The sequence below is a fragment of the Cellulomonas dongxiuzhuiae genome, assembly GCF_018623035.1.
GTDB lineage: Bacteria > Actinomycetota > Actinomycetes > Actinomycetales > Cellulomonadaceae > Cellulomonas > Cellulomonas dongxiuzhuiae.
This window is the reverse complement of sequence record NZ_CP076023.1, coordinates 883,540-896,549: the sequence shown is the minus strand read 5'-3', so window position 1 is coordinate 896,549 and position 13,010 is coordinate 883,540. Positions and strand designations below refer to the sequence as shown.

The following is a 13,010-nucleotide window of genomic DNA, read 5'->3' as shown; positions in this document are numbered from 1 at the left end:
GACCTGGTCCCGGGCCCGGTCCGGGGTCAGCGCAGGGGCGGGAGCACCTGGTCGCCCGTGAGCGCGCCGCGGAACGGGTCGCCGCGCTCGGCGACGCGCTCCAGGACGGTGCGGACCGTGAACGCGTCGGGACGCAGCCACGGCTCGTCGAGCTCGTCCCACGTGATCGGCGCGGAGACCGGCGCGCCCGCGGCGGCCCGCGGGCTGTACGGCGCGACGAGCGTCTTGTTGATCGCGTTCTGCGTGTAGTCCAGGCGCGCCTGGCCGCCGCGCTCGCGCACCTCCCAGCGCCAGCTCACCAGGTCGGGCACGACCTTGCCGACGGTGCGCGAGAGCCGCTCGACCCACGCGCGCGTCTCGTCGAACGACGGCCCGACGGTGACCGGCACCCACACCTGGATGCCGCGGCGGCCCGTGAGCTTGGGGAACGCCTGCACGCCGACGTGCGCGAACGCGTCGCGGTGCAGCCGGGCGAGCAGCAGGACGTCCTCCCACGCCGTCGAGGTGCCGGGGTCGAGGTCGATCAGGGCATACGTCGGCAGGTCGGGTGCGCTGGTCCGCGACGTCCACGCGTGCCACTCGAGCGCACCGAAGTTCGCGGCCCACACGAGTGCCGCGGGCTCGTCGACGACGAGGTACGTGGTCGACTCGCCGGGGTCCGCGTCGGGCCGGTCCCAGCGGGGCACCCAGTCGGGCGCGTGGTCGGGGAGCTGCTTGTGCCAGAACCCGCGCGTCGCGGCGCCCTGCGGGAAGCGGTGCATGTTGAGCGGGCGGCCCGCGAGGTACGGCAGCGCGACGGGGGCGATGCGCGCCGCGTAGCGCAGCAGCTCGCGCTTGGTGACTGGCGGCTCGTCGTCGCGACCCGGGAACAGCTCCTTGTCGAGGTTGGTGACGCGCAGCCGACGCCCGAAGACCTCCCACGTGCCCGACGCGCCCAGGTCGTCGAGCGCGGCGAGCTCGTCGTCCGACGGGCCCGCGACGTCCGGCACGGCCGGGTGCGTCTCGACCTCCGCGCGGTCGGCCGGCACGCCCGAGCGCCACAGCCGGTCGGGCGCTGCCGCGACCTCGTCGTTGGTGCGCCCGGACACCACGGACGTCGGGTGGTCCTCGGCGTCCCAGCCGTCGACGGCGTGCTCGTCGCGCTTGTGGAACATGAGCCACTGCTCCTTGCCGGAGCGTGCGTCGTCGCGGCGCACGAGCAGGAACTTCCCGCGCAGCCGCTCGCCGGAGAGCTCGGCGTGCAGCTGCCCGTCGCGGACCTCGGCCGCCGGGTCGTCGGTCTTGTACGGACGCCACGTCCCGCGGTCCCACACGATCACGTCACCGCCGCCGTACTGCCCGTGCGGGATCACGCCCTCGAACGCCTCGTACTCCAGCGGGTGGTCCTCGACGTGCACGGCCATGCGGCGCGCGGCGGGGTCCAGCGTCGGGCCCTTCGGCACGGCCCAGCTGACCAGGACGCCGTCGATCTCGAACCGCACGTCGTAGTGCAACCGGCGGGCCCGGTGCCGTTGCACCACGAACCGCCGCTCGGGTCCGTCGGACGGCTCCGGGGCCGCACCGGCGGGCTCGGCCGTGCGCGTGAAGTCGCGCATCGAGCGGTAGGTGTCGAGCGCGTCGGCCTCGTCGGGAGTGTCGGGCGTGACGGTGTCACGCGTCCGCGGCGTCAGGGTCCTCCTCCGGCTCGAAGGAGCTCGGCTCGTCGGTCGTCGTGCCGCCGACGCCGTCGTCGGACAGGTCCTCGGCGTCGGTGCTGCTGCCGGTGCGGCCGTCGTCGGTCTCGCTCACGGGGTGCCTCCTGCGGTTCGTGGTCCGGCCAGCGTGCGGCGGGCGCGGACGCACCGCAACCGCTGCGCCCGCCGCACGCCAGCGCCGCAGGGTCAGGGGGTCGGCGAGCCGCCGTTGACGTTGAGGGTCTCGCCCAGGACGTAGCTCGACTCCGGCGACGCGAGGAACACGTACGCGGGTGCGAGCTCGGTCGGCTGCCCGGCGCGGCCCAGCGGGACCGACTGGCCGAACTCCGGCAGCTGCTCGGGCATCTGACCGCCCGACGGCTGCAGCGGGGTCCAGATGGGTCCGGGGGCGACCGCGTTGACGCGGATGCCCTGGGGCGCGAGCTGCTGCGCGAGGCCCTTCGTGAAGTTGTTGATCGCGGCCTTCGTCGACGCGTAGTCCAGCAGCGTCGGCGACGGCTGGTACGCCTGCACGGAGGTGGTGTTGATGATCGCCGAGCCGGGCTGCAGGTGCTTGAGCGACGCCTTCACCAGCCGGAACATCGCCAGGATGTTCGCCTGGTACGTCGACTCGAGCTGCTCGTCGGTGATCTCCTCGATGCTCTCGGTCGCGATCTGCTTGCCCGCGTTGTTCACCAGGATGTCCAGGCCGCCCAGCGCGCTCACCGCGCGGTCGACGACCTCGGCGCAGAACTCCGCGTCCGTCAGGTCCCCCGGCAGCAGTGCTGCCTTCCGGCCGGTCTCGGTGATGATCCGCTCGACCTCGCGCGCGTCCTCCTCCTCGGCCGGCAGGTACGTGATCGCGACGTCAGCGCCCTCGCGCGCGAACGCGATCGCGACCGCCGCGCCGATGCCCGAGTCGCCGCCGGTCACCAGCGCCTTGCGGCCCGTCAGCCGGCCCGTCCCGCGGTAGGAGAACTCGCCGAGGTCCGCCGCGGGCGTCAGATCCTGCTGCGAGCCGGGTTCGGGCTGCTGGTCCTCCGGCGGGGAGATCGACGGGTAGCGCTCGACGGGGTCCTGGAACGTGAGCTGGTCGGTGCGGGTGGTGTCGGTGTCCTGCGATGCCACGGCAGTCCTCCCTGGTCGTCGCGCGCCCCGTCACGGGGCGCCGTCGCTCCAGTCTGTGCAGCGCCGCGCCCCCGCGCATCCGGATCGGACGCGCGGGGGCGCGTGCACCGAGGGTCGGCACCGCCGTCGGCACCGCCCGGGGTCACCCCCGCAGGTCGCGGCTCTTCCTGCCGGCGCCCGTGCGCTGCCGTGCACCCGCGGCCAGGGCGCCCCCGATCGCGAGCAGCGCGAGCGCCGCCCCACCGAGCCCCAGGTTCGTCCCACCGGTGGTGGCGAGCCACCCGCCGCCCGACGACACCGGCGGTGCCGGCTGCGTCGGTGTCGGGTGGCTCGTGGTCCGGCACGCCTCCTCGTCGGCGACCGCGAGCGTCGTGATCGGCGCGGTCACGAGGACGACGTCGCCGGCCGTGGCGTCGGCGAGCACTGCGGGCGTGGCGTCCGCGGGCGTGGCGTCCGCCGGCGTGGCGTCCGCGGGCGGCTCGACGCACGGTTCCGCGCCCGGTGCGGTGACGACGTTCGTCAGCACCTCACCGTTCACGTCGTCGTTGACGCGCACCCGGTACGTCAGCGTCTGCACGCCCACGAGCGTGCCGACGTCCCAGGTCAGGCTGGTCCCGGACGGCGTGGCGGTGCCCGTGCTGGCCTCGATGCTGCTCTCGTCGAGGACGGCGGAGCCGAGCACGCCGGACAGGTCGTCGACGATCGGCTCGATGTCGACGGAGTCACCGGTGAGGACCGTGGCCACGACGGTGTAGGTGATGGTCTGCCCGGGCCGCACCTGCTCGTCCCGGGACGGGTCGCTGTCCTTGACGACCGTGAACGTCGCCGGGGTGCTGCGGTCGGTGTTGGTGACGGTGCACGTCGTGTCGTCGCCCACGGCGAGCTCGACGACGTCACCCTCGAGCACGACCGGCCCCTCGGCGTTCTCGCAGACCCAGCCCTCGGAGGTGTACCCCTGGGGACCGTCGACCTCGGACAGGGTGTACCGGCCCGGGGCCACCGGGACGTCGGTGACGACCTCGCTGCGCGTCGCACCGTTGACCGACTCGGGCCCGTCGGCCCGCAGCGTCCAGTCCTCGGGGACCGCCGTGCCGCCCTCCTCGTTGACGACGACCTTGACGAGCGTCAGGTGCGGGGCGTCGAACGTGTTGACCACGGTGCACGTGACGTCGTCGCCGTTGCCGACCGCGACCGTCGACCCGGTGACCGTCCCGCCCTCGCAGGTCCACCCGTCGGTGGTGTACCCGGCCGGGCCGTCGTCCTCCGACAGCGCGTAGTCGCCGGCGGGGACCTGGGCGCCGGTGACGGCCTCGCTGCCGCTGGTGCCGGTGAGGGTCGTGGGACCGTCCGCGGTCAGCGTCCACTCGGCGGGTTCGGCGGTGCCGCCGTGGTCGTTGACGACGCGCTTGACCAGCGTGAGCGTCGCGGGCTGGTCGTCGTTGACGACCGTGCACGTGACGTCCTGGTCGAGGCCCACCGTCACCACGCCGCCGGCCACCGGGACGCTCGACCCGTCCGCCTCGCACGCCCACGGCCCGCCCTCGTAGCCGCCCAGGCCGGACTCGCTCAGCGTGTAGTCCCCGACGGCGACGGTCGCACTCGTGACCGCCGGGTCACCGGTCGTCCCCGTGACGCCCGCGGTCGGGCCCGTGGCGGTCAGCGTCCAGTCGGTCGCCACCGCGGTGCCGCCGTCGTCGTTGACGACCTGCTTCACCAGCGTCAGCGTCGAGGGCTGGGCCGTGTTGGTGATCGTGCAGGTCACGTCGGCGCCGTTGGCCAGCGTCACCACGTCGTCCGCGACCGTGACGGCGGTGCCGTCGGCCGTCGCGCACGACCAGTCACCGGCCGCGAACCCCGCGACCGCCGACTCCGACAACGCGTACTCACCCGCGAAGACCTCGACGCCGGTGACGCCGTCCTCGCCGTCGCCGGACACCGGGTCCTGACCCTCGATCCCCTGCGGGGTCGCCGTCAGCGTCCAGTCCGCCGGGGTCTGCGTCGCCCCGGTCGTGCCCGCGTCGACCACCTTGCGCAGCGTCAGCAGCCCGGCCTGGTCGTCGTTGACGATGGTGCAGGTGACGGCCTCGCCGTTGGGCACGGTGACCGTGCTGCCCGTCACCGAGCCGCCCTCGCAGCTCCAGGCGCCGGCCGCGTAGCCCGCCGGTCCGTCGGCCTCCGACAGGACGTATTCGCCCGCGTCCACGTCGACCCCGGTCACCTGCGTGCTGCCGCTCGTGCCGGACAGGGGCGTCGGGCCGTCGGCCGTCAGCGTCCAGTCCGTGGCCTCGGCCGTGCCGCCCTGGTCGTTGACGACCTCCTTGACGAGCGTGAGCGTCCCGGGCTGGTCGTCGTTGACGATCGTGCACGTGACGGTCTGCCCCACATCGATCGTGACGACGTCGTCGCTGACCGGCAGGGTGGTCTCGTCCGTCGCGCACGCCCAGTCCCCGGCGGTGTACCCGCCGGGTCCGGCCTCGCTCAGCGCGTAGTCGCCGACCGCGACGGGCGCGTCGGTGACGGCCGCGTCACCGGTCACGCCGGTCACCCCGGCCGTCGGCCCGTCGGCCGTGTGCGTCCAGTCGGTCACGGCGGCGGTCCCACCGTCGTCGTTCACGACCTGCTTGACCATCGTCAGCGTCGAGGGCTGCGCGGTGTTGGTGATCGTGCAGGTCACGTCCGCACCGTTGGCCAGGTCCACGACCCCGGCCGTGACGGTGACGGGCGTGCCGTCGGCCGTCGCGCAGGTCCACGTGCCCGCCGTGAACCCGGGGACCGTCGACTCCGTGAGCGCGTACCCGCCGGCGAACACCTCGACGGCGGTCACGCCGTCGGCACCGTCGCCGGACACCGGGTCCTGACCCGTGATGCCCTGCGGGGTCGCCGTCAGCGTCCAGTCCGCGGGCGTCCGCGTCGTCCCGGTCGCGCCGGCGTCGACCACCTTGCGCAGCGTGAGCAGCGCCGGCTGGTCGTCGTTGACGACGGTGCAGGTCACGTCCTGACCGAGCGCGACGGTGACCGCACCGTCGGTGACGGGTACCTCCGCGTCGTCGGCCGCGCACTCCCAGGCCCCGGCCGTGTAGCCGGCCGGTCCGGCCTCGGTCAGCGCGTAGCTGCCCACGGCGACCGGCGCACCGGTGACCGCGGCGTCGCCCGTCACGCCGGTCACGCCGGTGGTCGGACCGGTGGCGGTCAGCGTCCAGTCGGCCACGGCGGCGGTTCCGCCGTCGTCGTTGACGACCTCCTTGACGAGCGTCAGCGTCGACTGCTGGGCCGTGTTGGTGATGGTGCAGGTGACGTCGGCACCGTTGGCCAGGGTCACGACGTCGTCCGTGACGGTCACCGCCGTGCCGTCCGCCGTCGCGCAGGACCAGTCGCCCGCCGCGAACCCGGCGACCGCCGACTCCGACAGCGCGTACCCGCCCGCGAAGACCTCCTCCTGGGTGACGCCGTCCTCGCCGTCGCCCGACACCGGGTCCTGACCCGTGATGCCCTGCGGGGTCGCCGTCAGCGTCCAGTCCGCCGGGGTCTGCGTGGCACCGGTCGTGCCCGCGTCGACCACCTTGCGCAGCGTCAGCAGCGCCGGGGAGTCCTCGTTGACGATCGTGCACGTCACGTCCTGACCCACGCCGACCGCGACCGCGCCGTCGGTGACCGGCACGGCGGTCTCGTCCGTCGCGCACGCCCAGTCCCCGGCCGCGTACCCGGCGGGCCCCGCCTCGGACAGCGCGTAGCTGCCGACCGCGACCGGTGCGTCGGTGACGGCGGCGTCGCCCGTCACGCCCGTCACGCCCGTGGTCGGACCGTCGGCCGTCAGCGTCCAGTCGGCGACGGTCGCCGTGCCGCCCGCGTCGTTGACGACCTGCTTGACCAGGGTCAGCGTGGGCTGCTGCGCGGTGTTGGTGATGCTGCAGGTGACGTCGGCGCCGTTCGCGAGCGTCACCACGTCGTCGGACACCGGGACCGCCGTGCCGTCGGCCGTCGCGCACGACCAGTCACCCGGCGCGAACCCCGCCACCGCGCTCTCCGAGAGCGCGTACCCGCCCGGCAGCACCTCGACGCCCGTGACGCCGTCGGCGCCGTTGCCGGACACGGGGTCCTGGCCGGCGATCTGCTGCGGCGTGGCCGTGAGCGTCCAGTCGGTGGGCGTCTGCGTCGCCCCGGTGCTCCCGGCGTCGACCACCTTGCGCAGCGTCAGCCGCGCCGGGTCGTCGTCGTTCGTGAACACGCACAGCTCCGACTGCCCGGCTCCCACCGTGACCTCGGTGACGACCTGGGTCACCCCGTCGACGGTGCAGCTGATCTCGGTGAGCGTGTACCCGTCGGGGCCCGTCTCGCCCAACGTGTACGTGTGTCCCGGGCGCACCTCGTTGACCTGCGCATCCGCGGCGGACGCACCGGTGACGTCGATCTCGGCGAGCCCCTCGACGGGCGGCGTGCCGCTCGGCACCGCGCTCAGCGTGAAGTCGGACGCCACGGCCGTCCCGCCGTCGTCGTTGACGACCTCCTTGGCGAGCACGAGCTGGGCCGTGCGGTTGGTCGCGGTGCAGGTCACGCGTGTGGCCAGCGGCACCACGACGCCGCCGTTGAGGCCGTCGGTGAAACCGGGCACCTGGGTGCCGTCGGCCGCGACGCGGATGCAGCTCCACGACCCTGTCGACGACGGGAAGGACTCGAGGTCCGACCGCTGGTCGTCCTGGACGTACGTCGGCGGCCCGGCGGACTCCGCGAGCTGGTACGGCACGCCGGCGGTGACGACCTGGTCGGTCACGACGGCGGTGCCGGCCTGGCCGCTCGGGCCGGGCAGCTGCCCCGCGGGCTGGTCCGGGCCAGGGAGCGCGGACAGGGTCCACAGGCCCGGGTCGGCGCTGCCCTCGACCGACTTCGCGAGCGTGAGGCGGGACTCGCACTGGATGACGTTGCGGACCGTGTAGGTGTTGTCGCCGTCGTGCAGCGTCGCCTGGTAGCCCGTCTCGGGCAGGTCGACCGGCGTGACCGGCTGCCCGTCGACCGCGACGACCTGGGCCGCGGCGACCTCGCACAGGTCCGGGTCCACGTCGGGGGCCACGAGGATGATCTCCTCGTTCAACGTGACGGAGTCGCCCGAGGCGTACCCGGTACGCGTCACGTGCCAGTTCTGAGGCGTCGCACCGGCACCCTGCGGACCCGTGAGCGTGAGCTGGGACGTGAGGCCGGAGGGCTGGTTGCCCTCCGCGACGGGCGCGGCGCCGTTGACGACCCACTCCTTGTCCACCGTGATCGAGGCGGGCGCCACCTCCTGGTTGTAGACGGTGCAGCTCACGGCCGCGGTGCTGGGCACGTCGACCGTGAACCCGACGTCACCCGCGTTGGTGACCGTGACGGTCTCGCCGGTGTCGAGGTTGCTGCAGACCGCGTTCGCCCCGCCCACCGGGAAGAGCGTCGACCCCGTGCGCGGCTCCTCCTGGACCTCGATGGCCCCGGACGTCACACCGCCCTCGTACGTCAGCGGGAAGCTCACGGCGCTCGTCGCGTCCGTCGTGGCGGTCGTCGTCTCCAGCGACACACCCTCCGTGGCGGTCGACGCGTTGAACGTCCACCCGGCACCGCCGGGCGTCGCGCTCGCGATGTCGCCCTCCGGCCCGACGATCTGCTTGACCACGGACAACGAACCCGCGCACTCGCCGAGCGCGAGCTGACGCAGGGCCTGCCCGACGATCGTGTAGTCCGCGACCTGGTAGTAGTCGGCGGCCGACGAGTTGGTCCCGTCGTACGCGGTGGGGCCGGAGATCGCCGCGAGGTTGCGCGCCGTGGCGGCGTCGGCCACACCGGCGCCCACACCCACCGCCAGGACGCGACTGCCCTCGGCCTTCAGCTCGTTGGCGGAGAAGATCCCGTTCTCCATCTCGCGCAGGCGCGTGTAGTTCCCCGGTCCCTGCGCGGGCTGCGAGTAGTACGTGGGGTCGCCGTCGGTGATGACGACCGTGAGGTCGTACGTCCCGGCCGCCTCCGCCGCTGCCGCGAGGCCGCGGTCCCAGTTGGTGCCGCCACCGGACGTCCACGACGCGTACCGGGACTTGAACACGTCCGCACCCGCCTGCGTCGACACCTGGGTCAGGCCCGGGTAGTTCTGGCTGGCGCCTTGGGCAGGGGTCGCCGAGGAGAAGGAGAACAGCGCCATCTGCGACGGGGTGCCGACGAGCGAGTCGACGAAGGTGTCGGCCGCGGCCTTGAGGTCGACCAGCTGGGAGGCGGTCACGGACCCCGAGAGGTCCAGGACGAGCGCGACGTTGAGCCCGCACTGCTGCAGCGGCGCGGGGTTGACGCGCGACTGCTGCCACGTGCCGCCCGACGCGCTGCGGTTGGTGCCGCCGGTCCCGACCATGAAGTCGGACTGGGACGTGTAGGTGTTGCCTGCGCGCAGGTACTCCCCGGTGCGGAACTGGTACGGCGTGAGCTCCGAGCCGGTGCCGCTGCCGCTGCCCGTGCGCAGCACCGAGTTCTGGGTGAACCCCTCGGGCACGCCGGTCTGCACCACCCAGAACCGGCGGTCGCAGTTGGCCCCGGCGAAGAAGTTGCACGCGCGCAGACCGGTCTGTGTGTCGGGGACGACGAAGCTGCAGTCCCCGTCCGCGTCGGACACGCACGTGGCCCAGTCCGCCGCGACGGGCGTGGTGGGCGAGGTGGTGCCGTCGTAGAGCTGGAGCGTCACGCCCGCGAGCCCGGTCACACCGGTGGTGCCGACACGGTCCCCGCCGACACGGACGGTGATGACCGCGTCGTTCCCGGTGGGCGTCGGGACGGCCATCGGCGCGGTCCCGGGACCGCTCCCCTGTGCCGTCGTCACACCGGTGAGACTCAGCAGCAGGACCACCGAACCGAGCACCGCACCGAATCGACGCAGGCGTCGCGAGCTGTTCTCCATGGCGTCCCCCCGGTCGCACTGGCACAACGCCGTCGGCGGCGCGATTCCGACAGTACACACGGATCGGAGTTTTCGTCCTCGTGGAGGCAATCGGCGATGTTTCCGACAGGGCGGTCCCCGCACCTCGACGTGCGCGACGCGGGCACTCTGGCGATGCTCGACAGGAGGCGACGACGCCGTCGTCGTCCGGTGCGAAGGAGCAGCGATGAGCGAGAACCCCGGTCCCGCGTCCCCCGGGACGCACCACGACCACGACCACGACCAGCAGCGACCGCCCGTCGGCACCGGGCCGGGACCGAACGAGGCGGACGTCAACCCCGAGCCGGTCGGCGCGGCTGCCGAGGACCCCGAGGAGGAGGGGCGCTCCGAGGGCGGCTGACGCGGGCCGACGTGGCCGCGAGCGGCCCGTCGCGCAGGTGGCCGGTCCGCAGGCCGGCGCCGGTCCGCACCGGGCGTCCCGTCGCAGAGTCCCTCCGGACGCGGTAGACAGGCAGGGATGAGCACCCCGCTGGAGGACTACGCGCTGCTCTCCGACCTGTGCACCGGTCCACTGGTGTCACGGGACGGGAGCATCGACTGGTTGTGCCTGCCGCGCTACGACTCACCGGCGGTGTTCTCGGCGCTGCTCGGCGGCCCCGACGACGGACGCTGGAAGCTGTCGGTCGTGGACGGCGAGGTCGTCGAGCGCCGGTACATCCCGCACACGTTCGTCCTGGAGACCACGTGGCGGACCCCGGACGGGCGCGTGCGCGTCACCGACTTCCTGCCGATCTTCGAGGAACGCGCGGACCTCGTGCGGCGCGTCCAGTGCCTCGAGGGGACGGTCGAGGTCGAGCACGACCTGCGGCTGCGGTTCGACTACGCGCGGGCGACGCCGTGGGTGCGCGTCGTGGACCATGCCGGCGCGCCGGCCCTGCTGTCGCTCGCCGGACCGGAGGGGCTCCTGCTCCTCGGCCCCCTGCTGACGTGGGCGGACGCGGACGGCGAGGGGCGCGGCGACGACCCCGCGGGCTCGACCGACGCGTCCGACCGGCCGGCCGACGGTGAGGCCGGCGCGCGGGTGCCGCGGCTCACCGGCCGGTTCCGCCTGCAGGCGCGGGAGACCCTCGACTGGGACCTGTCCGCGTTCCCGTCGTACGACGAGCCTCCCCCGGCCGTGTCGGTCGACCACGCCCTGCCCGTGACCATCAAGTACTGGACGGACTGGTCGGCGGCCCTGGTCGTGGACACCGACTACGACCGGCAGGTGGTGCGTTCGATGCTCGTGCTGCGGGCCCTCACGCACGCGAGGACGGGCGGTGTCGTCGCGGCACCGACCACGTCCCTGCCCGAGAGCCTGGGCGGCAGCCGCAACTGGGACTACCGGTTCGTGTGGCTGCGTGACGCGGCACTCACGATCGAGGTCGCCGTCGCGCACGGCCGCGCGCACGCAGCGGTGCTGTGGCGCGACTGGCTGCTGCGCGCCGTGGCGGGCGACGCGGAGCACATCCAGATCATGTACGGGCTGGGCGGCGAGCGGGAGCTCCCCGAGAAGGTGCTCGGCCACCTCGCCGGGTACGAGGGGTCGCGCCCGGTGCGCATCGGCAACGGCGCCGCCGACCAGTACCAGGCCGACGTGGTGGGCGAGGTGATGATCGCGCTCGCGCTGCTGCGGGACGCGGGGGTCGAGGAGGACGAGTACTCCTGGGGCCTGCAGAAGAGCCTGCTGCGGTTCTGCGAGCGGAACCTGGACCGCAAGGACAACGGCATCTGGGAGATGCGCGGCGAGCTGCACCACTTCACGCACGGGCGCGTCATGATGTGGGCCGCCTTCGACCGGGGTATCACCGCGGTCGAGCACGCGCACGGGCTCGACGGCCCCGTGGAGCGGTGGCGCGCGCTGCGCGACCGGCTGCGCGCCGAGATCGAGCAGCGCGGGTACCACCCCGAGCTCAACAGCTTCACGCAGGTGTACGACGGCACCCGGGTGGACGCGGCGCTGCTGCAGCTGCCGCACACCGGCTTCATCACGCACGACGACCCGCGCATGCTCGGCACGGTCGCGCGCATCGAGTCCGAGCTCGTCGACGCGCACGGCCTGGTCCACCGCTACCGCACCGACAACGGCATGGACGGCATCGCCGGGGACGAGCACCCGTTCCTCATCTGCAACTTCTGGCTCGTCGAGCACTACGCGCACAGCGGCCGGCTGGCCGACGCGCGGGCCCTCATGGACCAGCTCCTCGGGTACGCCAACGACGTCGGCCTGCTGAGCGAGGAGTACGACGCGGGCGCGGGCCGGCTCATCGGCAACTTCCCGCAGGCGTTCAGCCACATCGGGCTGATCCGCGCGGCGGACGCGGTCGCGGCGGCCACGCGGGCGGCCGCGCCGCCGCCGTGAGGGCACGACCCGGGCCGCCCGCTCAGGCGACCGTCAGCACCGTCCCCGCCGGGACCTTGCCCCACAGCAGGTCCAGCACCTCCTCGCTGACGCGCACGCACCCGTTGGAGATGGCACCCGTGCGCGCGATCGGGCTGGTGTGGATCGCCGTCGCCGACGTCCCCGTCGCCGTGTCGTAGACGTCGATCGTCTCGCTCTGGCTGGACAGCAGCAGCACCCGCGGCGTGTACGTGCCCGGCTGCTCCCACTGGGACCCGACGACGAACTGCGGCACCGCGGGCGTCGGCGACCCCGGTGCCCCCACGGCCTTCACGGGCACCGTGCTGGTCGTCGTGCCGTCGTCGACGGTCAGGCTCAGCGCCGCCAGGTCCAGGTGCAGGCGCCAGTCCGTGCCCGACGGCGTCGTGTCCTGCGCGCGGATCCACACGCTGCGCCCGTTGACCTGGGACACGTCCTGGCTGGGCAGCGCGCTGCGCGTCGCGACGAGGACGCGCAGCCAGCCACCGCGCTGGTCGATGACCGGCAGCACCGTCGGCACGTCGAGCGTGACCGCGGGCACCGTCGCGACGGGCTGCCCGTGCACCGCGTCGTACCCGGCGGTGTCGCGCACGACCGTCGCGGTCTGCCAGGCGCCGAGGGCGGGGTCGTCGTTGCGGCGCTGCTCGAGGCCGTCGGTGCCGGGCAGGCCGGGGACGACGTTGCGCGGCTCGACGACGGGGAGCGACGTCAGGTCGGCGGCAGCCACGGACGCAGGTGCCGGGACGGCCGACTTCTCGGCCTCGACCGGCGCGCGCACGACCACCGGCTCCGTGGCCGGTGCGGGCGCGGAGCAGCCGGTCACCACGACCAGGCCCAGCATCGCGGCGGCCCCGACCCGTGGACGTCTCGTCGCTCTCACCCCACCATGGTGCAGGACGTCGAGCGGCCC

Annotated in this window: 7 protein-coding genes; 2 read left to right on the top strand and 5 right to left on the bottom strand. The window is 73.8% G+C overall.

What is annotated here, in order from left to right; genetic code table 11:
* Positions 1–26: 26 nt before the first annotated feature.
* From ligD to KKR89_RS04070, 4 genes are all read right to left on the bottom strand, one after another.
* Positions 27–1,670 carry a non-homologous end-joining DNA ligase LigD gene (ligD, locus tag KKR89_RS04085; RefSeq protein WP_255540125.1) on the bottom strand — a complete coding sequence of 548 codons (1,644 nt, stop codon included), beginning with the start codon at positions 1,668–1,670 and terminating at the stop codon, positions 27–29.
* Positions 1,651–1,788 (bottom strand): hypothetical protein, encoded by a 138-nt coding sequence (locus tag KKR89_RS04080; RefSeq protein ID WP_208197981.1) that lies wholly within the window; start codon positions 1,786–1,788, stop codon positions 1,651–1,653. Before KKR89_RS04080 ends, ligD begins: the two co-directional genes overlap by 20 nt.
* Positions 1,789–1,880: 92 nt before the next feature.
* A complete protein-coding gene (locus KKR89_RS04075; RefSeq protein WP_208197980.1) occupies positions 1,881–2,801 on the bottom strand; it encodes an SDR family oxidoreductase in 921 nt (306 codons plus the stop codon).
* A gap of 142 nt (positions 2,802–2,943) precedes the next feature.
* The gene (locus KKR89_RS04070; protein WP_208197979.1) at positions 2,944–9,702 is read right to left on the bottom strand and encodes a DUF7927 domain-containing protein; all 6,759 of its coding nucleotides are present in this window, start codon (positions 9,700–9,702) and stop codon (positions 2,944–2,946) included.
* A 205-nt stretch (positions 9,703–9,907) separates the two neighbouring features.
* Here KKR89_RS04070 and KKR89_RS04065 point away from each other — a divergent pair, with 205 nt between their 5' ends.
* Positions 9,908–10,081, top strand: a complete 174-nt coding sequence (locus KKR89_RS04065; protein WP_208197978.1) for a hypothetical protein — start codon at positions 9,908–9,910, stop codon at positions 10,079–10,081.
* Positions 10,082–10,198: 117 nt separating this feature from the next.
* Complete coding sequence (locus KKR89_RS04060) at positions 10,199–12,082, top strand: glycoside hydrolase family 15 protein (protein ID WP_208197977.1); 1,884 nt, start codon at positions 10,199–10,201, stop codon at positions 12,080–12,082.
* A 22-nt stretch (positions 12,083–12,104) separates the two neighbouring features.
* Here the strand turns inward: KKR89_RS04060 and KKR89_RS04055 are convergent, their stop codons facing one another.
* On the bottom strand, positions 12,105–12,980 hold the full coding sequence (locus KKR89_RS04055) for a L,D-transpeptidase (protein ID WP_251141009.1): 876 nt from the start codon (positions 12,978–12,980) through the stop codon (positions 12,105–12,107).
* Between the last annotated feature and the right edge of the window lie 30 nt (positions 12,981–13,010).